This is a genomic window from Tessaracoccus oleiagri (genome assembly GCF_900103275.1).
GTDB classification, from domain to species: domain Bacteria; phylum Actinomycetota; class Actinomycetes; order Propionibacteriales; family Propionibacteriaceae; genus Arachnia; species Arachnia oleiagri.
In genome coordinates this window covers 24,812-44,040 of sequence record NZ_FNGP01000001.1, presented here as the reverse complement: position 1 = coordinate 44,040, position 19,229 = coordinate 24,812, and the positions used below count along the sequence as shown (strand labels likewise).

The following is a 19,229-nucleotide window of genomic DNA, read 5'->3' as shown; positions in this document are numbered from 1 at the left end:
TCGCGTCCCTCCCTCGACAACATCTCGCGTCACTTGACGCCGTCCTCCAGGACTTCTCCATGCATGTGCAGCCCCGCGGGCGCTACGACTTCCCGCCCGCCATCCCCGCCGACTCGCGCCCGGACGTGCGCTCGCCCAGCCGTTTCCTCTTCTGGCTGATCCGCTCCTACGGCTGGGTGATGCCGGCGATGACCCTCGGCGCCGCGTCGTGGATGATTCCCGCCGCACGGACGCCCTGGCTGTTGGGCCGGGCCATCGACGCCGGCGTCGCCCGCGCCGACGTGCCGGCCGCGCTCGGCTGGGTGGGACTCCTGCTCCTCGTCATCGCCATCGGCGTCGGCGGCGGGATCCTGTTCCACACCTTCGCGGTCCGCATGTGGCTGCTCGGCAAGTACGGCCTCCAGCGCCGCGTGTCGCACCGCGCCGTCCGGCTCGGTCACGTCCTCAACCGACGGGTCCCCACCGGCGAGGTGATCAGCGTCTCGTCGTCGGACACCGACCAGTTCGGTGCGACGCTCGAGTCGTTCGGGCACGCGATCGCGGCGGCGTTCAGCTTCGTCCTGGCGTCGGTGCTCATGCTGAGCACCTCGCCGACGCTCGGCGCGGTGGTGCTCGTCGCCACGCCCCTGCTGCTCCTCGGCTCGATGCCGGTCCTTCGCCCGCTCACTCGGGCGCAGGCCGCGGAGCGCTCCGAGAGCTCGTCGCTCACGTCGCTCGCGACCGACATCGCCACGGGGCTGCGCATCCTGCGCGGCGTCGGCGGCGAGCGCACGTTCGCCGGCAACTACGAACGCCAGCCCCAGAAGGTCCGCGCGCTGGGCATCCGGCTCGGCACGTGGCAGGCGGTCGTCGAGGCGATCAGCATCCTGCTGTCCGGGCTGCTGCTCGTCGCGCTCGTGTACCTGGGTTCGCTGCGGCTCCTCGAGGGGACGCTCAGCATCGGCGAGCTGATCAGCTTCTTCGGCTACGCCGTATTCCTCACCTCCCCGATGCAGACGTTCTTCGAGTTCGCGCAGAAGTGGGTGCAGGGCCTGGTCGCCGCCCAGAAGACCATCGCGCTGCTCGGGACGGACGTCCCGTGGGCCGACGGTGGGCGGCCGCTCGGCCCCGCGCCCGTGCTCCACGACGAGGCGTCCGGCGTGACGGTGCGTCCCGGCCGGATGCTCGGCATCGTGAGCGCCGACCCCGACGACTCTGCCCAGCTCGCCGACCGTCTCGGCCGGTACCTGCCGCAGGAGTCGCCCGACCCGGTCGACGACGCGGAGCTGACCGGCCGCAGGCGCAAGCTGGCGCGTCGTGAACGTCTCGAGGAGCGTGCCCGGCGCGCCCGGGAGGACGCAGAACGTGCCGGTAGGCCCTGGGGTGTCACCGCCGACGGCGTCGACTACTCGAAGCTCGACATGGCCTCGCTGCGGCGCACCATCGTCGTGTCCCACACGGACGCGATGCTGTTCTCCGGCACGCTCCAGACCGCGGTCGACCCGTGGGGCACCCACGCCCGCCAGGACGCGGAGCGCGCGCTCATCGTCGCCTCCGCGGAGGACATCTACGAATCGCTGCCGGGCGGCTGGCAGGGGCGGATCGACGAGAAGGGCCGCGGCCTGTCCGGCGGCCAGCGGCAGCGGCTCGTCCTCGCACGGGCGCTGCTCCGCGATCCCGAGGTGCTGGTCCTCGTCGAGCCGACCTCCGCCGTCGACGCGCACACCGAGGCGCGGATCGCAGCGCGGCTGGCCGACCACCGCCAGGGCCGGACCACCGTCGTCGTGACCGCGTCGCCGCTGCTGCTGCGTCGCTGCGACGAGATCGCCCTCCTCGTCGACGGGCGGGAGATCGCCCGCGGCACCCATGACCAACTCCACGACCACCCCGAGTTCCGCCGCATCGTCGCGCGGGGGATGGAGGACTCCGATGCTTGAACCAGTGCTGTCCCGCACGTCCGCCGCGACGTGGCGCTCCGGCCCCGCCGCCTCGCGTCTGCCGGAGGGGCTCGACGTGCCCCGGGGCGCCGGCCTCCGTCGGCGTGCCGCGGCGTTCCGGGAGCGTCACCGCATCCGGACCGAGGTCGCGCGCCAGACGTACGCCGAGGCCCGGGAGCCGAAGTGCGGGTTCCCCGTGGCCTCGTCGGCGCAGGCCGTCGGCTTCCTCGGCGAGCTCCTGCACGGCAGGCGCCGGGTGCTGCTGGGGCTCGCGATCGCGATGAACCTCGCGGCTGCCGGCGCCGGCCTCGTCGCTCCCTTCCTGCTCGGCCGGCTCGTCGACCGGGTCACCGGCGGCCAGCTGGAGCGCAGCGGGCTGACGACGACCGTCGCCGTCATCGCGGGGGTCATCGTCGCGCAGGCGCTGCTCACGTTCGCCGCGCGGCGCTCGTCGGCGGTGCTCGGCTACGACCTGCTGGCTGCGGCCCGCGAGGAGGTCGTGCGGATCGTGTTGCGGCTCCCGCTCGGGCACGTCGAGGCGTCGGGATCCGGCGACCTCCTGACCCGCATCACCTCGGACGTCGGCAAGATGGCCGTCGCCGCACGCTGGGCGTTCCCGAACCTCATCGTGTCGGTGGTGCTCATCGGCGCGACGCTCGTGGCGATGGTGGTCAACTCGTGGCAGCTGACCCTGCCCATGCTCGGGACCGCGCTGGTGATGTGGCTGGGCGGGCGCTACTACCTGTCGCGGGCGACGGCCGGCTACATCATGGAGTCGCGCTCGTACTCGATCATCAACTCCACCACCACCGAGACCGTGGAGGGGGCCCGCACCGTCGAGGCGCTCGGCCTGGGCGACCTGCGCAACGCGCAGATCGACGAGGACACCGAGCTGTCGGGGCAGGCGGAGCGCTACACGATGACGCTGCGCAACTTCCTGTTCTCGATGGTGGACTCCTCGTTCCAGCTGCCACTCGTGGGGGTGGTGCTGCTCGGGGTGTGGGGGCACGCCGAGGGCTGGGCGACGATCGGCCAGATCACCACCGCCGCTTTGTACATCTCGCAACTGCAGGGGCCGCTCGACCGCGTCATCGCGGTGCTCGACCACCTGCAGCTCGGCATCGTCTCGACGGCGCGCCTGATCGGCGTCGCGCAGCTCGACGACGACCGCACTCCCGGCGAGGCCGTCCCCACGGGGGTCAAGCTCACGGGCAAGGACCTCAGGTTCGGCTACCGGCCGGACACCGACGTGCTGCACGGCGTCGACGTCGACCTGAGGCCGGGGGAGCGGCTGGCGATCGTCGGTCCCTCGGGCTCCGGGAAGTCGACGCTCGGCCGCCTCGTCGCGGGCATCAACCGGCCGCGCACGGGGCAGGTGACCGTGGGCGACGTCGACGTGATGGACCTGCCGCTCGACCGCCTCCGCACCGAGGTGGCGCTCGTCACGCAGGAGCACCACGTGTTCGTCGGCACCGTCCGCGACAACGTCGTGCTCGCCCGCGAGACCACGGCCTCCGACGAGGAGGTCGAGCGGGCGCTGCGGGCGGTCGATGCGTGGGACTGGGTGTCGCGGCTGCCCGGCGGCCTGGACGCGGAGTTGGGGCACGGCAAGGTGAGCCTCTCGCCGGGCCAGGCGCAGCAGGTGGCGCTCGCCCGCCTGATCATCGCCGACCCCCACACGCTGGTGCTCGACGAGGCCACGTCGCTCATCGACCCGGCGTCGGCGCGGCACCTCGAGGGTTCGCTCGCGGCGCTGCTCGAGGGGCGGGCCGTGGTCGCCATCGCGCATCGGCTCCACACGGCGCACGACGCGGACCGCATCGCGGTGGTCGACTCGGGGCGGATCGTCGAGATCGGCTCACACCAGGAGCTCCTCGAACTCGACGGGCAGTACGCCGACCTCTGGCGGACCTGGCGCGACTGAGCGTTCAGGCCCGCCGGGCCCTGCCCCGTGTGATCATTGCGCCCATGGGGGAACAGCGCAATGGTTTACCGGGAGTGGCGGCAGCGTCCGCGGTGGTCGGGGGTCTCGTCTGGATACCGGTGCGGTTGGGGGTGAGCGTCGCTTACTCGACGCCCTTCCTGGAGCTCGACTACGTGACGTGGAACAAGCTCATGGCCTTGCCGCTGGTGCTGATGATGGCGGCGACGCTCGGGTTGGTTCCGCGCCGCTCCACGCGCGGCGCGCGGCTCAGCGCCGCCGTCGTGCTGCTCGGACTCGTCGGCATGTTGGCGGGCGTCGTGATCGAGTTCTTCGTCGCCGGCGGGCTCAGCGGCGACCGTGACGGTGCCATGCTCGGCTGGGGCACGTACCTGATCGGGCTCGCGGTGCACGTCGTCGGGCTCCTCGCGCTCGGGATCGTGCTGCGGCGGGCGGTCGTGGGCTGGCTGAGTCTGCTCGTGGCGGTGCTGCACCTGCTCTGGCTCCCGGCCGGGATGGTGCAGGATGCGGCGCTGCTCGTCGCCGACCAGGTGGCCATCGGGCTGGCTTGGGTGGGGATTGGCCTCGCGCTCTGGTTCCAGGGACGGGCTCGGTTTGACGATCCCGCGGAGACGAATCCCGAGACGAGCGTCGGAGACGGTGATGGCGCAGTTCGAGTTCACGGCTGAGGTGTGGGTCGCGCCCGCGGACGACGCGTGGCGGTTCGTCACCGTGCCGGCGGAGGTCGCCGATGACATCCGGATGATGGCCGGTCCCCGGCGCGGCTTCGGGTCCGTGCGGGTCGAGGTCACCGTGGGTCGCACCACCTGGCGCACGTCCGTCTTCCCGGACTCGCGCAAGGACTCGTACATTCTGCCGGTCAAGAAGGCGGTGCGCGACGCCGAGGGAATCCACGACGGCGACACCGTCACGGTGAAGCTGCGGCTCGTGGACGTCGAGTGACTTTGATTCAAGAAACTTCACTTGCTTGACATCGGCGCGGCAGTTCTACGCTCAGCCCGAGGGGCCGGCGGTCAAGCAAGTGAAGTTTCTTGAATTCTCGGTTCCGGATGAATGAGGGAGGGGGGCGGTGCCGAATGGACACCGATCCCCCTCCCCGTCAGCCAATCAACGGTTCTTCTTTGGGGCTGCAGCGCCCCGCACCTCCCATCCCTGGTCCGAGTAGTTGGCGAAACGCTCGGTGAGCGGACGTCCGCCCACGGTGGGCGCGTCGCTCCCGCCCCAGACCAGCACGTTGACCGGGTCGTCGGCCGTGCCGTAACCCCAGAACGTGAGGTCGGCGTCGGCGCAGTCGACTCCCGCTCGGAAGTGGAGGTTGGCGCCCGTCGCCAGTTCCGTCTTGCGGAACTGCTCCAAGCTGTTGAACGGACGCTCGCTCGTGCCGTCGCCCGCCTTCGTGGTGGAGCAGTCGACGAAGATGTCCGTCGGCTTGCCGGGGTCGGCTTCGAGCTGGCCCCAGAGCTTCACGTCGGAGATCGTGTACCCGTCCCGGGCGTCAGTGACGGTGATCCGCCAAGTCTGCGCCGTCACCGGTTCGTTGAGCACCACGATGCGCTGCGCGCCGATCACGCCGGACGACGCCACCTCCGTCCACTCGTCGTAGACGAGCGCCTCGACCTTGAATTTCTTCACCGTCTGCCCGGCGTCGAGGATGTCCTCGGAGATACCGACCCTGGCCACCGTCTCCGGAGCGGAGAGCGTGATCTCGATGGGTGTGAACTCGCCGGCTTCGAAGGCATGCCCGTCGCGGGTGTTGCCGTTGGTCACCGTGTCCTCGGACTCACCGCCGATGCGGGTGTCCGCGCCCAACGCGTGGTCGAGCGTGAAGGCCTTTCGGCGTTCCGCTGCGAACCCGTCGATCGAGTCGACGGACGAAGGGGCGAACTGCCCCGAGGTCGTCGGCGGCACGTTCAGCAGCATCACGGAGTTGCGTCCTACGGTGCGCTCGTAGTGGCCGAGCAGTTGCTGAGGCGTCTTGGGGACGTCCCAGGGATGCGCGAACCAGCCGCCGGTGATCTTCATGTCCGCCTCCGCCGGCCACCAGTGCAGCGAGTTGGCCGAGCCGCTTCTCACCGCATCGATGACCTGCTGGTCGGAGCCGAAGTTCTGGTTGAACGGGCCGCCCGGCTGGACGGCACCGATCTTGCCGGGGCCGTTGTCGACGATCGGCAGCGGCGACCACTCGTTAACCCGCGCCTCGCCGTGCTCGTTGCCGATCCAACGGACGTCGCGGCCCCCGACTGCGATGTTCGCACCGGGCTGCAGGTTGGCGATGAGGTCGTAGTACGCGTCGTAGTCGAAGACCTCGGTCGCGCCCGTGTTGCCGGCGGCGCCGTCGAACCAGACCTCGGAGACCTCGCCGTACTGGGTGAGCACCTCGTAGAGGGTGTTCAGGAAGAAGGAACCGTAGTCGGTCGCCTCATAGGTGAATCGGGGCAGGTCCAGCCCGGCCCGGTCATCCCCCTCCACGAGGGTGGGAATGGTGCGCTCCGAGCGCGGTGAGCCGTTCCCGTAGATGCCTTGGATTTCGGCATGCGAGTCCGCGGGGGACAGGTAGAAGCCCACCTTCATCCCGTACTTGCGGGCGGCGTCGGCGAACTCCTTGGCGATGTCTCCCTGACCGTCCTTCCACGGCGAGCTCGCGATCGAGTAGTCGGAGTAGCGCGTCGGCCAGAGCATGAAGCCGTCGTGGTGCTTGAGGGTGAGGATGGCGGTGCGGTAGCCGGCATCGCGGAGTTGACGGATCCATTCCTCGGGGTCGAGGTCCCCGGTGGGGTCGACGCGGGCGGGATCCTCGGTGCCGTGGCCCCATTCCTGGTTGTAGAAGGTGTTGACGCCGAAGTGGATGAAGGCGGTCAGGCCCTCCTCCTGCCAGTTCGCCTGCTTCGCGGTGGGGCGCACCATGGATGCCTTCTTGATGATGTTCGCGCTGCAGTCGGAGGTGGAGACGGACTGGTAGTTCGCGGGCTCGAGGTCCTCGAGTGGCTCGCAGACCTCGACCGGGATCAAGGTCTGCAGGGTGAATGCTGTGTCGACGAAGCCGTCGTCCAGCAGCGCGAAGCGCGACGCGCCGAGGGATCCGACGAAGCCGCGCTGCAGTCCGCCGGGGTTGACGTCGTTGCCGAAGCCGACCTGGCCCTCGGCGCCGCCCGACTGTCGCACGTAGACGTCGCCGTCCAGCGCAGGCAGTTCCACGCCGTCGAGCCAGACGATCATTCGGCCACCGGGCGCCTCCGGGTCTGGCTCCCAGGCGACGGAGAGGACGTGCTCGCGTCCGGCGGCGGGGATGCCGGCCGTGCCGTTCACGTCGGTCCAGCCGGTGCCGTCGACGGGCGTGCCGGAGTAGCCGTAGCGGAGGAGGCCGTCCTGGTAGCGGACGAAGAAGTTCCCGCCGACGGACAGGATGGTGCCGAGCGGAGCCTGCTGGGACGCGGGCGTGAAGGTCGTCTCCACCACGAAACCCTGGTCCCCGATCCATGTGGAGGCCAGCGGGTTCGGATCGCCCGTGTACACCACGGCGTCGGCACCGCCGCCCAGGGCGAGGGTGCCGCCCGAGACAGTGGCGTTGCCACGTCGGACGGCGGTGCCCTCACTGATGTCCCCAGCGGTGGGGGAGTAGCGCTCGCCCAGCGTCCCGTCCCACGATGTCTGGAAGTGGGTGGTGGCGCCGGTGGCCGGCTGGTACTCGAACACACCGGGGCCGCTGGCCCCGTCGGTGCCGGCGACGCGGAGCGCGGAGATGGTGCCGCGGAAGCCTCGCGTGGTGGCCGCGGGGTGGACGTCGTTGCCGAAACCGAAGCTGGATTCGAGCCCCGAGCTGAGGCGCGCGGACGCCGGAGCCTCGACGGGCGGCAGGATGCGGCCGTCGAGCATCGCCTCGAGGTCGACCGAACCGTCCGCCTGCGCGATGTAGTGCACGGAGAAGACGTGCTCCTGAGCGGGTGCCGGCGCGGGGACGCTCTGGCGGAACTTGGTCCAGGAGCCCGTCGCGTTGGTGTCGAAGCCGTAGTTCAGCTCGCCGCCCTCGTAGCGCACGGTGAAGTTGCCGCCGGCGGAGATGATCGGGGCCATGCTCGTCTGCGTTCCCGAAGCGGGGACGAAGACGGCCTCAGCGAGGAAGCTCTGCGTGATCAACCCGCCGCTGCTGCCGAGCGACAGGTTAGCCGCGTCGAATCGCAGCCCCTCGCTGCCGCCGTCGAGGACGACGCCCTGGCCAGGGACCTGGTCCTCGGTGCCGACGACGCGGCGCAGCACGCCGCGCATCTGTTCGCCCTCGGTGGTGGTGTAGGAGGTGTTGCTGACGAGCGATCCGCCGAACCGGACGTTGAGGTCGTCGCCGTCGGCTGCCATCGCGGTAGGTATCGAGTAGAAGGCGGCTGCGAGTAAACTCCCTGCAGCGGCCGTGGCCAGTAGTTTGGACGTTTTGGACTTGGTTACTGCCATCTGTGTACTCCAGTGTTCGAACAGGTGGGTGCCGTCCAAACTAAATTGTTAGCGCTAACATCGCAAGGGTTTCTCCAAAACGGGCAGAAATTGCTCAACCAGTGGCGCTGCAGAGCGCTGAAATCAAGAAACTTCACTTGCTTGACAGCGGCGCGTCGGATTCATGCTCAGCCGGAGGGGGCCGCCACCAAGCAAGTGAAGTTTCTTGAATTTCGGGGGCTTGACGCCAGTCAGCCCGCGTGCTGCACGCACGTCGCCGCCCACGGCCGGAACTCCAGCCGCGCGGCGGGAATCGGCTCGCCGCAGACGACGCAGCGGCCGAAGGTGCCGGCCCTCAGCCGCGTCTGTGCCGCTTCGACCTCGTTGAGCGTGCGCTGCAGCGACTCGGCCGCGGAGGTGTCCTCCATCTGCTGGATCGCTTGGATGGTGCCGTCGCCGATGCGCTTGCCGAACCCGATGGTGGCGTCGGCGTCGACGACCTTGGTCAGCTCGGCGATGCGCGCGCGAAGGTCCGCTGCCTTGGCCTTGAGTTCGGCGGCCACTTCCTCCAGGTCGATGTCATCCATCGAGGCATTGTCCCAGTTGGGGTCACCGAGCGGTGGGATCCGCTGCCCGCAGGAGCGTCAGCTCGTCACGGGACGGGTAACCCTGCCAGTCGCCGACGTGCCCCACGGCGAAGGCGCCGACGGTGTTGCCGCGGCCCAGGCACTCGCCGAGCGGCAGCCCGTCGAGCAGCCCCGACAGGAAGCCGGCGCAGAAGCCGTCGCCCGCCCCGACGGGGTCGACCACCGTCACCCGGTGCCCGGTTGCGGTGACGTGCTCGTCGCGTGACCACGCCTCGGCGCCGTCGGCGCCCCGCTTCGCCACGACGACCGATGCCGTCTCGAGCAGCGACTCGGGGGAGTCGCCCAACAGCTCCAACTCCTCCTCACCGCCGATCACGATGTCGGCCAGGCCACCCAGCTCGCGCAGCCCGAGCCGGGCCTCCTCCGCCGACCACAGCAGTCGGCGATGGTTCACGTCGAGGCTCACGAGGCCGCTGGCGTCCCGAACACGACGCGCCGCCTCGAGGCAGGCGTCGGCGGCCGAGGCCGACAGGGCCGGGGTGATGCCTGTCAGGTGCAGGATCCGGGGGCTGCCGAGGCCTCCGAGATCGTCGGCGCTCAGCGCCGACGCCGCGCTCCCGGCGCGCCGGTACTCCACCACCGCGCGGTCGGCGGTGCGCTGGGCCAGGGTCATGAGCCCGGTGGGACGGCCGGCGTCCCGGGCGACGTGCACGTCAACGCCCTCGCCGCGCAGCGCCGCCACGATCGCGTCGCCCCACGGGTCCGCGCCCAGCCGCGAGATCCAACGCACCCGGTGGCCCAGCCTTGCGAGCCCGATCGCCACGTTCGACTCCGCGCCGGCGGGCGTCGCCTCCAGGGCGGCCGGGAAGCGGATCGGAGCCGTGGTGCGGAGGCTGACCATCGTCTCGCCGAGCGTCACGACGTCGAAGTCGTGCTCGCTCATCGCACCGCGGCCAGGAACGCGCGGGCCCGCCGACGGAGGTCGTCGAGGCTGCCGCCCCGCACCGCGTCGCCGACGAGCGGCCCGCCCACGCCGACGGCGACCGCCCCGGCGGCGAAGTAGTCACCGGCCCCGAGGACGTCGACTCCGCCCACGGGGACGAACGGGATCTTCGGGAACGGGTCCCGGAGTGCCTTCAGGTACGACGGCCCCCCGGCGGAGGCGGGGAACAGCTTGACGGCGCTCGCTCCGGCTTGGTGGGCGGCCCACGCCTCGCTGGGGGAGTAGGCGCCGGCGAGCACGGGCACACCGGCCTCCACCGCCGCGTTGATCGCGACGGTGACCGCCGGCGTGACGATGAACTGCGCACCCGCGGCGATCACCTCGTGCACCTGCGGCGCCTCCAGGACGGTACCGGCGCCGACGAGCGCCCCGGCCGGGGCGTCGGCGGCGAGCTCAGCGATGACCGACTCGGCGCCGGGCGTCGTCAGCGGCACCTCGACGAGGCGCACGCCCTCCTCGAGCAGCACGCGGCAGGTGATGGTGACGTGTTCGGGGTCGACACCGCGGACGATGGCGACGAGCCGGTACGCCCTCAACCGGTCCAGGAAGCTCACCATTCCGCAAAGCTCCCGTCCCGGTGGCGCCAGATCGGCCCGCGCCACGGCTTCCAGTCCAGCGCGGCCGCGCGGACGGCCTGCTCGTCGATCTCGATACCGAGGCCGGGGCCGGTGAGGCGGTTGATGTGGCCGTCGTGGATGTCGAACACGGAGGTGTCGACTAGGTAGTCCAGCACGTCGGCCCCCTGGTTGTAGTGGATGCCGAAGCTGCCCTCCTGGATCGCGTGGTTGATCGTGCAGAAACCGACCTGCAGGCAGGCGGCCAGCGCGATCGGGCCCAGGGGGCAATGAGGGGCCAGCAGCGCGCCGAACGCCTCCGCCAGCGACGCGATCTTGCGCACCTCGGTGATGCCGCCGGCGTGCGCGAGGTCGGGCTGGACGATCCCGACGCCGCCCTGCAACACCGGCAGGAACTCGCGTCGCTCGAACAGCCGCTCGCCCGTGGCGATGGGGACGCTGGTGTTGTTGACGATCCGGGTGATGAGCGGCGAGTCCTCGGGGACGAGCGGCTCCTCGATGAACATCGGCCGCAGCGGTTCCAGCAGGTGGGCCAGGCGCAGCGCGTTGGGGTAGGACACGCGGCCGTGGAAGTCGACGGCGACGTCGCGCTCGTCGCCGAGCACCTCCTTCGCCGTGGCGACCCGCTCGAGCACCCCGTCGAGTTCGCGGGGGCTGGCGAGCGGCGTCATCGCGCCCGATGCGTTCATCTTCACCGCGGTGAAGCCCTGCTCGAGGCGGGCCCCCACCTGCTCCGCCACGTCGGCCGGGTCGTCGCCGCCCACCCAGCAGTACACGCGGATCCGGTCCCGCACCGCGCCGCCGAGCAGCTCGTGGATCGGGCGGCCGGTGCGCTTGCCGAGGATGTCCCACAGGGCCATGTCGATGCCGGCGACCGCCGACGACAGGATGCTGCCGCCCCGGTAGAACGAGCCCTTGGTGAGCACCTGCCAGTGGTCCTCGATGCGGTCGGCCGGCTTGCCGATCAGCAATTCAGCCATCTCGTTCACAGCCGTGGCGACGGTGTCCGACCGGCCCTCGCAAGTGGCCTCGCCCCAGCCGACCACCCCGTCGGTGGTCTCGATCCGCACCAGCAGCCAGCGGGGGGCGACGAGGAACGTCTCGACGCGCGCGATCATCAGCCCTTCACCGCCCCAGCGGTGAGGCCGGACACGACGTAGCGCTGCGCGAACAGCGCGATCAGCATGATCGGCAACGTGACGACGGTGGAGGCGGCCATCAGACCGCCCCAGTCGATGGAGGCGTAGCCGATGAAGTCGAAGATCGCGACGGGGAGTGTCTTGGTCCCGGCGTCGGAGAGCACGAGTGCGAACATGAAGTTGTTCCAGGAGAAGATGAAACTCAGGATCGCGGCGGTGGCGAGCCCCGGCACCGACAGCGGCAGCGTGACCTTCAGGAACGCCCCGATCGGGGTGAGCCCGTCCACCTGGGCGGCCTCCTCGAGGTCGATCGGGAGCCCGTCGAAGAAGCCCATCATGATGTAGACGATGAGCGGCAGGGCGACGAACATGTGCGAGAGGATCAGCACCGAGTAGCCGCCCACCAGGCGCAGGTTGCTGAAGATGTAGTACCACGGCACGAGCAGCGAGACGCCCGGGATGATGCGCGCCATCAGCACCACCAGCGCGCTGCGGCGCATGACGAAGCGGCTCATGGAGTAGGCCGCGGGGACACCGATGACGAGCGAGATCGCCGTCGACATGAACGCCACGAAGAAGCTGTTCCAGATGTAGTCGACGTAGTCGGAGCGCGCGAGGACGTTGCGGTAGTTCTCCAGAGACGGGTCGAAATTGAAGGCGTTGGCGACGTCGAAGATCTGCACGTTGTTCTTCAGGCTGGACAACACCATCCAGAAGATCGGCATGAGCATCACGACGATGAGCACCGCGATCGCGACGATTCGGAAGATCCGGTAACCGGGGGAGGTACGCATGTCACTTCACCTTGTTTCCACGCACGAGGAGGAACAGCGCGAGCAGGATCAGCCCGAAGAACAGGATGAGCACCGCGGAGGCGATTCCGTAGTTGTTGTAGTCGAAGCTGAGGCCGTAGGCGTAGACGTTGAGGGTCTCCACCTCGTTGAACGACCCGCCGCCGCGGCCCTTCGTCGCGTACAGGATGTCGAACGTCTTGAGGGCGTCGATGCCGCGCAGCAGCGTGGCGACGACGACGCTCGGCCAGAGGATCGGGAGCGTGACGTGCCAGAAGCGCTGCCAGGCGCTGGCCCCGTCGATGGAGGCGGCCTCGTCCATCTCCTCGGGGATGGAGGTGAGACCGGCGAGCAGGATGAGCGCCACCATGGGCGTCCACTGCCAGATGTCGATGATCATCGTCGTCGGCAGGGCGGTGTTCTCGCCCGCGAGCCAGGGCTGCGCCGGGATGCCCATGCGGACGAGGAGGTAGTTCACGATGCCGATGTTGGGCTCGAAGATGAGGCGCCACATCATGCCGACGGCCACGGGGGTGGCGACGAGCGGCATCAGCACCGCGATGCGGACGAAGCCTTGGCCGCGGAAGTTCTTGCGCAACAGGAGGGCGATGACCATGCCGAGCACCAGTTGGGCGACGAGCGTGCCGCCCGTGAAGAACAGGGTGCGGCCCACCGCGGGCCAGAACCGGGCGGTGTCCGCGAAGACGCTCGCGTAGTTGTCGAATCCGATGAACTCCTTCTCCGCGCGCACGGAACCCTTGGCGTTCGTCAGGCTGAGGTACAGGGTCCAGCCGAGCGGGAAGAGGATCATCGCCGCGGTGAAGATCATCGCGGGGGCGGCGAGGACCCATTTGCGGTTGTGGTTGGCCCAGCGCGAGACAGAGGACTGCGGGCGTGTGGTGTGCGGCACGGTCCGGGGGGTTGCGGTCGCCGTTGACATGGACACCTCCTACGGGTTGGAGGGGCGGGCGGAGCGCTTGGGCCCCGCCCGCCCGATGGGGCTGTTACTCGCTGTCGAGGAACTGCTGGAACGCCTCCTGCGCGGTCTGGGCCGACTCGGCGACGTCCTTGCCCGTGATGCCGTCGACGATCGGCTGACCGACGATCTCTCGGGCCTCGGCGACGCGGGTCACTAGCGGCCGGTCATGGCCGACGCCGTTCTCCGCGGAGCCCTTGCTGGCCTCGACGAGGTCGGCCGGGTCGTTCTTGGTCGACTCGGCGTTCTCCCAGACGGAGTTGCGGGCGCTCGGGTTGCCGGCCTGCTGCAGCGCCAGCGCCTGCTCCTGGCTCGTGGCCCACTCGATGAACTTCCAGGCGTTGTCCTTGTTCTGCGAGCCCTCGTTGATGCCCAGAGCCCACGACGGGATGTTGTAGGAACGACGGCCGGCGGGGCCCTCCGGGAACGGGGCGAAGCCGACGTTCTCCGCGACCTTCGACTTCTCGGGGTCGGTGGCGTTGCGGTAGAGCGAGTCCGCCTCGGTCAGGAATGCGGCCTGGCCTTGCTGGAAGATCGCCATCGAGTCCGGCCACCCCATGTCGGTGGACACGTTCTCGGGCCCGGCCTCGCGGATCAGACTGGAGTACATGTCGTAGGCCGCGATGGCCTCGTCGGAGCCGACCGCCGCCTGCCCGTCGACCTCGAAGTCGCCGCCGTAGGAGAACAGGTAGCTGGAGAACTGGGTCACCGCGGCGGTGCGCGCGGTGCGGGCGACGAAGCCCGCGGTACCCGGGTTGTCCTGCTTGATCTTGAGGGCCATTTCCTTGAGCTCATCGAGCGTCTGCGGGGGCGCGTCGTAGCCGGACTTCTCGAGGAGGTCCTTGCGGTAGTAGAGCACCTCGCGCTCGGTGATGATCGGGACGCCGACGACGGTGTCCTCGTGGGTCGTTGCCGACTTGGGGCCCTCCTGGAAGTCGCTCCAGTCCCAGTCGGCGTTGGACTCGACACGCTCGGTGAGGTCCGCCATCCAGCCGTTGGTGGCGAACAGCTTCCCCTCCTGGAGGGGGCGGTACATCATCACGTCGAGGTCCTCGGACCCGGCGTTGAGCTTCACGTTGTACTGGTCGCTGAGCTGGTCCTCGCCGAGCTGGGTGATCTCGACGGTGAGGCCGGTCTCCTCCTCGAACTGGGGGATCGCCTCCTTGATGGTGTCGGTCCAGACGTGGTTGGCGAGCGTCACGCGGATGGTGTCGCTGCCGCTGCTGTCGCCCTCGCCCTCGTCGCCGCCGCACGCGGCCAGGAAGAGCGACGTCGTGAGCGCGAGTGCGATGGCCGCACCCTTGGGGTGTTTCATGGTTCCTCCGATTGAGGTCGTCCCAAATCCATCGTTGGAATGGGCTGCGGGCTACTTCGCCCGCGTGTAGTTGTGGCCAAAAGAATAAATCAGACTTATTATGGTCGTCAATAGGCGGTTCGAAGTTCGGATCGGACCAGGAAAGTCAAACACGATGAGCAGCGCAACCACCCCGCGTCAGGCGGGCGCGACACTGAAACAGCAACTCGTCGACGACCTCGGCGCCATGATCGTCTCCGGCGACATCGAGCCCGGCACCGTGCTCCAACTCGAGGCGGAAGCGGCCCGCTGGGGGGTCTCGCTGTCCGTGGTCCGGGAAGCGGTCAGCGTGCTCGCATCGCTGTGTCTCGTCGAATCGAGGCGCCGGCTGGGCACGACGGTCCGCCCACGCTCGGACTGGAGCCACACCAGTCCGGAGATCATCGCGTGGAAACTCCGAGACCCGGCGCAGCGGGCGGACCAGTTCCGGTGGCTCGTGGAACTCCGGCAGGCGCTCGAGCCTTCCGCGGCCTGGCTGGCCGCCGGACACCGGAGCGACGAGGCCGCGGCCCGTCTGCTCGTGCTCGCGCAACTGCTCGACGACAGCGCCCACCACAGCGACCTGCCGGGGTTCCTCGAGGCCGACACGGAGTTCCACGAGCTGGTGTTCGAGCAGTCCGGCAACCCGCTCTTCTCCGGCATGGCCCAGCAGATGGACGTGGTGCTCTCCGCGCGGCACCACTTCGGGCTGATGCCCCCCACTCCCGACCTCGTCGCCGTACGTTTCCACGAGCAGATGGCCGCGGCGATCGCGCAGCGCAACCCCGACGAGGCTCGCGCCGCGAGCGCGAGGATCGTCGAGCATGCGTCGAGGGAGTTCCTGGAGGACGTGATCCGCCGAAGCCCGGCCGGGGAGAAGGTCACGCGAAGCGGCCCAGCGCCGTCCTGAGCGCGGCCGCGGTCGCGACAGCGGCAGTGGCGGCCTCGTGGCCCTTGTCCTCGGAGGACCCCGGGAGGCCTGCGCGGTCGAGGGCCTGCTCATCGGAGTCGCAGGTGAGGACGCCGAAGCCGATCGGGACGCCGGTCCGCACGCTGACGTCGGTGATTCCCTGGGTCGCACCCGCGCACACGTACTCGAAGTGGGGCGTGCCGCCGCGGACCACCACGCCGAGTGCCACGAGCCCGTCGTAGTGGGGTGCGAGGACGCTGCACGCCACCGGCAGCTCCATGGTGCCCGGCACCCGGACGAGGTCGACGTCGCTCACGTCCGACTCCGCGAGGGCGCGCTGCGCGCCGTCGATGAGGCCGTCCATGACTCGCGTGTGCCAAGAGGCGGCGACGATCCCGACGCGCATGCCGGCGCCGTGGGCGGTGATGGTGGGGCTGCCGTGTCCGGCCATGTCAGTGCTCCTTCAAGCTGATGAGGGTGGTGTGCCCGAGTCGGTCGCGCTTGGCGCGCAGGTAGGGGAGGCTTGCGGGCCTCGGGGGAGTGAACGATGCCTCCACGGCCACGACGTCGATCCCGGTGGCGACCAGACCGGCGATCTTGGCGGGATTGTTGGTGAGCAGCCGGACGCGGTCGAGGCCGCACGCGTGGAGGATCGCGGCGGCTGCTCCGTACTCGCGGTCATCCACGGGCAGCCCGAGCCGGAGTTGCGCGTCGACGGTGTCGAGGCCCTCGTCCTGCAGGTGGTAGGCGCGCAGCTTCGCGGGAAGTCCGACGCCCCGGCCCTCGTGCCCACGCAGGTAGACCACTGCGCCGGGCTCGTCGGCCAGTCGGGCCATGGCTTGGGCGAGCTGGGGTCCGCAGTCGCAGCGCTCCGACCCGAACGCCTCGCCGGTCACGCACTCGGAATGGAGGCGCACCAGGGGCGGGACGCCCGAGGTTCCGCGGCCGCGAGGGCTGACGAGCAGGACATGGTCGGCACCGGTGACCAGGTCGAGGTAGCTGATCGCCTCGAACGTCCCGTGCCGGGTGGGGAGAGTGGTCCGGGCCACCTCGACCACGCGGTCGTGCAGGCGCCGCCAGTCGGCGAGCGCGCCGATCGTGATCACCGGCAGCCCGTGCGCCGCACCGAGCCGCGCCACCTCCGCGGTACGCATCATCGTCCCGTCGTCGTGCACGAGCTCGGCGATGGCCCCGACGGGGGCCAGCCCGGCCAGCCGGCAGAGGTCGACGGCCGCCTCCGTGTGCCCGGCCCGCTCCAGCACGCCGCCGTCGCGGGCCCGCAGCGGCAGGACGTGTCCCGGCCGGATCAGGTCGGTCGCCGTGGTGCGCGCGTCCGCGAGCAGGCGGAGCGTCCGCGCACGGTCCGCGGCGCTGATGCCAGTGCTGATTCCGGTGGCTGCGTCGACGGAGACGGTGTACGCCGTGCGCAGCGGGTCGGCGTTGTCGCGCACCATCAGCGGCAGCTCCAACCGGTCGGCGAGCGCGGCGGTGACCGGCGCGCAGACGTAGCCAGAGCTGTGGCGGATCGTCCAGGCCAGCCACTCGTCGGTGAGGGTCTCGGCCGCCAGCACGACGTCGCCCTCGTTCTCGCGCTCCTCGTCATCCAGCACGAGCACCGGGAGGCCGACGCGTAGCGCCTCCAGCGCTTCCGGGATGGTCGCGAAGCCGGTCACGACCGCACCTCGCAGAGGTGGGCGAGCATGCGCTCCACGTACTTGGCCAGCACGTCGACCTCGAGGTTGACCATGTCCCCGACGCCCTTCGCGCCCAGGGTCGTAAGTGCCAGCGTCGTGGGGATCAACGACACCGAGAACGTGTCCGGCCCGGCGGCGGTGACGGTGAGGGACACCCCGTCGACGGTGATGGACCCCTTCTCGACGACATAGCGCGCCAGCTCGGTGGGTAGCTCGAACGTCACGGTCTCCCAGCGGTCGCCCTCCTCGCGGCGCAGGATGCGGGCGGTGCCGTCGACGTGGCCCTGCACGACGTGCCCGCCGAAGCGGGCGGTGGCGGCCATGGCGCGCTCGAGGTTGACACTGGAGCCCTCGCGGAGCGCGGCGAGACTGGTCCGCCGGAGGGTTTCCGCCATGAGGTCGACGGTGAAGGTGGCCTCGTCGTGCGCGGTGACGGTGAGGCACACCCCGTTGACGGCGATGCTCGCACCCACCACCGCGTCGCTCACGACGAGGGGCCCCCGGACCCGGAGGACGGCGGACTGGGCGCCGGCCTGGATGGATTCGACGGTGCCGAGTTCTTCGACGATTCCGGTGAACATGGTCAGTGGGTCTCCTGCTTCTGGTGGTTGGGGACAGCGATGATGCGGACGTCCTCGCCGACGAGGCTCACGGACGTCGGGTGGAGGCGTACGGCGCCGCCGATCGTGTGGATGCCCAGGCTCCCGACGGCCGCCCGGCCGGCGCCGAGCAGCGCGGGCGCCACGTAGGCGACCACCTCGTCGACCAGACCGTTGGCCAGGAGGCTGGCGGCCAGCGTCGGCCCGCCCTCCAGCAACGCGTGGTGGATTCCGTCTTCCGCGAGCTGGCGCAGGGCGCGCCCGACGTCGCGGTGTGGGAACACGCGTGTGGGGGCCTCGCCCGAGAAGAGGTTCGCCGAGGGCGGCAGCGGAGTCCGCCCGATCACGACGCGCAGCGGCGGACGCGGCAGCGGAGCGTCGAGCCCGCGAACGGTGAGACCCGGGTCGTCCGTGAGCGCCGTCCCGGTGCCGACGATGATCGCGCCGCACCTCGCCCGCAGGCGGTGGACGTCGTTGCGGGCCTCTTCGCCGGTGATCCATTGCGAGGTGCCGTCCTCGGCGGCGGACCGGCCGTCGAGGGTGGCGGCGAACTTCCAGGTCACGAAAGGACGGCCCGTCCGGATCCGATGGGCCCACGTGCGGTTGACGGCCAGTGCCTCGGCCTTGAGGAGACCGGAGTCCACCTGCACCCCCGCCGCCCCTAACCGGGCGGCACCTCCCGAGGCCGCCGGGTTCGGGTCGCCCGTCGCGAAGACGACGCGGGCGACGCCTGCGTCGAGGAGCGCGTCCGTGCAGGGGCCGGTCCGGCCCTCGTGGGCGCAGGGCTCGAGTGTCACGTACGCCGTCCCGCCCCGGGCCCGATGACCCGCGTTCCGCAGCGCCTCGACTTCCGCGTGCGGGCTCCCGGCCCCGCGGTGGAATCCTTCCCCCGCCACCTCGCCGCGGCTGTCGAGCACGACGGCGCCGACGCGGGGGTTCGGGTCGGCCTCCGGGCCGCTCGCCGCCAGTTCGAGGGCGCGCCGCATGTGCCCGAGGTCGACCTGGGTACGGTGGTCCACCATCCCGGTCCTGCCCTTCGCTCGCTGCCGATGCGGGCTCCGGGGACGGGAAATGCAGGCGCCTCCGGGGACCCAACGGGTCGCCGGCATGCGCCGCAGGGGCGCGCCGATGTGGCTCGCCTCGCCGTGTTGCCTCCCATCCGGACTTTCACCGTCGGTCCTGGAATTCCACCAGGTCAACCGGGCGCCGAAGCGCTCGGGTCGCGGACTCTCACCGCCGGCTCGGAATTACACCGACCCCGGAACACGTGGTCCCCACTATTGCACGGACCTTCGTCGATGCCCAACAGCTCGGGGGCTCAACGACCGCTTGAGGTTCGCCG

General features: G+C 70.2%; 17 protein-coding genes and 1 riboswitch. Of the genes, 5 read left to right on the top strand and 12 right to left on the bottom strand.

Features of this window, described 5'->3' with window-relative positions; translation table 11 throughout:
- Nucleotides 1-59 precede the first annotated feature (59 nt).
- The 4 genes from BLR46_RS00200 to BLR46_RS00185 all read left to right on the top strand — a co-directional run bounded on the left by BLR46_RS00200 (nt 60) and on the right by BLR46_RS00185 (nt 4,800).
- Nucleotides 60-1,916, top strand: a complete 1,857-nt coding sequence (locus BLR46_RS00200; RefSeq protein WP_093247789.1) for an ABC transporter transmembrane domain-containing protein — start codon at nt 60-62, stop codon at nt 1,914-1,916.
- Nucleotides 1,909-3,840 (top strand): ABC transporter ATP-binding protein, encoded by a 1,932-nt coding sequence (locus tag BLR46_RS00195; protein ID WP_093247787.1) that lies wholly within the window; start codon nt 1,909-1,911, stop codon nt 3,838-3,840. The genes BLR46_RS00200 and BLR46_RS00195 overlap by 8 nt, the downstream gene beginning before the upstream one ends.
- 74 nt (nt 3,841-3,914) lie before the next feature.
- A complete protein-coding gene (locus tag BLR46_RS00190) occupies nt 3,915-4,526 on the top strand; it encodes a hypothetical protein (protein ID WP_143008145.1) in 612 nt (203 codons plus the stop codon).
- Complete coding sequence (locus tag BLR46_RS00185) at nt 4,501-4,800, top strand: DUF1905 domain-containing protein (protein ID WP_093247785.1); 300 nt, start codon at nt 4,501-4,503, stop codon at nt 4,798-4,800. The genes BLR46_RS00190 and BLR46_RS00185 overlap by 26 nt, the downstream gene beginning before the upstream one ends.
- A 165-nt stretch (nt 4,801-4,965) precedes the next feature.
- Here the strand turns inward: BLR46_RS00185 and BLR46_RS00180 are convergent, their stop codons facing one another.
- The 8 genes from BLR46_RS00180 to BLR46_RS00145 form a co-directional block, all read right to left on the bottom strand.
- Nucleotides 4,966-8,208, bottom strand: a complete 3,243-nt coding sequence (locus tag BLR46_RS00180; RefSeq protein WP_143008144.1) for an alpha-L-fucosidase — start codon at nt 8,206-8,208, stop codon at nt 4,966-4,968.
- Between the two features lie 323 nt (nt 8,209-8,531).
- Nucleotides 8,532-8,867, bottom strand: coding sequence for a TraR/DksA family transcriptional regulator (locus BLR46_RS00175; protein ID WP_093247782.1), 336 nt, complete (start codon nt 8,865-8,867; stop codon nt 8,532-8,534).
- Between the two features lie 22 nt (nt 8,868-8,889).
- Nucleotides 8,890-9,810 carry a sugar kinase gene (locus BLR46_RS00170; RefSeq protein ID WP_093247780.1) on the bottom strand — a complete coding sequence of 307 codons (921 nt, stop codon included), beginning with the start codon at nt 9,808-9,810 and terminating at the stop codon, nt 8,890-8,892.
- Nucleotides 9,807-10,427: a bifunctional 4-hydroxy-2-oxoglutarate aldolase/2-dehydro-3-deoxy-phosphogluconate aldolase gene (locus BLR46_RS00165; protein WP_093247777.1), complete on the bottom strand. Its 621-nt coding sequence runs from the start codon at nt 10,425-10,427 to the stop codon at nt 9,807-9,809. Before BLR46_RS00165 ends, BLR46_RS00170 begins: the two co-directional genes overlap by 4 nt.
- Nucleotides 10,421-11,563 carry a galactonate dehydratase gene (gene dgoD, locus BLR46_RS00160; protein ID WP_245701414.1) on the bottom strand — a complete coding sequence of 381 codons (1,143 nt, stop codon included), beginning with the start codon at nt 11,561-11,563 and terminating at the stop codon, nt 10,421-10,423. Before dgoD ends, BLR46_RS00165 begins: the two co-directional genes overlap by 7 nt.
- On the bottom strand, nt 11,563-12,378 hold the full coding sequence (locus BLR46_RS00155; protein WP_093247772.1) for a carbohydrate ABC transporter permease: 816 nt from the start codon (nt 12,376-12,378) through the stop codon (nt 11,563-11,565). The genes dgoD and BLR46_RS00155 overlap by 1 nt, the downstream gene beginning before the upstream one ends.
- A gap of 1 nt (nt 12,379) precedes the next feature.
- Nucleotides 12,380-13,315 carry a carbohydrate ABC transporter permease gene (locus BLR46_RS00150; RefSeq protein WP_218118266.1) on the bottom strand — a complete coding sequence of 312 codons (936 nt, stop codon included), beginning with the start codon at nt 13,313-13,315 and terminating at the stop codon, nt 12,380-12,382.
- A 64-nt stretch (nt 13,316-13,379) separates the two neighbouring features.
- On the bottom strand, nt 13,380-14,666 hold the full coding sequence (locus tag BLR46_RS00145) for an ABC transporter substrate-binding protein (RefSeq protein WP_093247767.1): 1,287 nt from the start codon (nt 14,664-14,666) through the stop codon (nt 13,380-13,382).
- Nucleotides 14,667-14,820: 154 nt separating this feature from the next.
- On the opposite strand from BLR46_RS00145, the gene BLR46_RS00140 reads away from it, so the two are divergent.
- A complete protein-coding gene (locus tag BLR46_RS00140) occupies nt 14,821-15,594 on the top strand; it encodes a FadR/GntR family transcriptional regulator (protein WP_093247765.1) in 774 nt (257 codons plus the stop codon).
- On the opposite strand, the gene ribH is transcribed toward BLR46_RS00140, so the two are convergent.
- Genes ribH through ribD form a run of 4 tightly spaced genes read right to left on the bottom strand, consistent with a single transcriptional unit; the run spans nt 15,566 to nt 18,909 of the window.
- The gene (gene ribH, locus BLR46_RS00135; protein ID WP_093247760.1) at nt 15,566-16,045 is read right to left on the bottom strand and encodes a 6,7-dimethyl-8-ribityllumazine synthase; all 480 of its coding nucleotides are present in this window, start codon (nt 16,043-16,045) and stop codon (nt 15,566-15,568) included. The two genes, BLR46_RS00140 and ribH, sit on opposite strands and share 29 nt — an antisense overlap.
- A 1-nt stretch (nt 16,046) precedes the next feature.
- Nucleotides 16,047-17,267, bottom strand: a complete 1,221-nt coding sequence (gene ribB / locus BLR46_RS00130) for a 3,4-dihydroxy-2-butanone-4-phosphate synthase (protein WP_093247757.1) — start codon at nt 17,265-17,267, stop codon at nt 16,047-16,049.
- Complete coding sequence (locus BLR46_RS00125) at nt 17,264-17,869, bottom strand: riboflavin synthase (protein WP_093247753.1); 606 nt, start codon at nt 17,867-17,869, stop codon at nt 17,264-17,266. Before BLR46_RS00125 ends, ribB begins: the two co-directional genes overlap by 4 nt.
- Before the next feature lie 2 nt (nt 17,870-17,871).
- Nucleotides 17,872-18,909 (bottom strand): bifunctional diaminohydroxyphosphoribosylaminopyrimidine deaminase/5-amino-6-(5-phosphoribosylamino)uracil reductase RibD, encoded by a 1,038-nt coding sequence (ribD, locus tag BLR46_RS00120; protein WP_093247751.1) that lies wholly within the window; start codon nt 18,907-18,909, stop codon nt 17,872-17,874.
- Nucleotides 18,910-19,030: 121 nt separating this feature from the next.
- A riboswitch (FMN riboswitch) is annotated at nt 19,031-19,156 on the bottom strand.
- Nucleotides 19,157-19,229: the final 73 nt, after the last annotated feature.

Coding starts and splice junctions, on each gene's coding strand:
- BLR46_RS00150 (WP_218118266.1), bottom strand. CDS start 13,315: ATGTCAACGGCGACCGCAACCCCCCGGACCGTGCCGCACACCACACGC.
- ribD (WP_093247751.1), bottom strand. CDS start 18,909: ATGGTGGACCACCGTACCCAGGTCGACCTCGGGCACATGCGGCGCGCC.
- BLR46_RS00195 (WP_093247787.1), top strand. CDS start 1,909: ATGCTTGAACCAGTGCTGTCCCGCACGTCCGCCGCGACGTGGCGCTCC.
- dgoD (WP_245701414.1), bottom strand. CDS start 11,563: ATGATCGCGCGCGTCGAGACGTTCCTCGTCGCCCCCCGCTGGCTGCTG.
- BLR46_RS00175 (WP_093247782.1), bottom strand. CDS start 8,867: ATGGATGACATCGACCTGGAGGAAGTGGCCGCCGAACTCAAGGCCAAG.
- BLR46_RS00185 (WP_093247785.1), top strand. CDS start 4,501: ATGGCGCAGTTCGAGTTCACGGCTGAGGTGTGGGTCGCGCCCGCGGAC.
- BLR46_RS00145 (WP_093247767.1), bottom strand. CDS start 14,666: ATGAAACACCCCAAGGGTGCGGCCATCGCACTCGCGCTCACGACGTCG.
- BLR46_RS00200 (WP_093247789.1), top strand. CDS start 60: ATGCATGTGCAGCCCCGCGGGCGCTACGACTTCCCGCCCGCCATCCCC.
- BLR46_RS00170 (WP_093247780.1), bottom strand. CDS start 9,810: ATGAGCGAGCACGACTTCGACGTCGTGACGCTCGGCGAGACGATGGTC.
- BLR46_RS00125 (WP_093247753.1), bottom strand. CDS start 17,869: ATGTTCACCGGAATCGTCGAAGAACTCGGCACCGTCGAATCCATCCAG.
- BLR46_RS00140 (WP_093247765.1), top strand. CDS start 14,821: ATGAGCAGCGCAACCACCCCGCGTCAGGCGGGCGCGACACTGAAACAG.
- BLR46_RS00165 (WP_093247777.1), bottom strand. CDS start 10,427: ATGGTGAGCTTCCTGGACCGGTTGAGGGCGTACCGGCTCGTCGCCATC.
- BLR46_RS00155 (WP_093247772.1), bottom strand. CDS start 12,378: ATGCGTACCTCCCCCGGTTACCGGATCTTCCGAATCGTCGCGATCGCG.
- ribH (WP_093247760.1), bottom strand. CDS start 16,045: ATGGCCGGACACGGCAGCCCCACCATCACCGCCCACGGCGCCGGCATG.
- BLR46_RS00180 (WP_143008144.1), bottom strand. CDS start 8,208: ATGGCAGCCGACGGCGACGACCTCAACGTCCGGTTCGGCGGATCGCTC.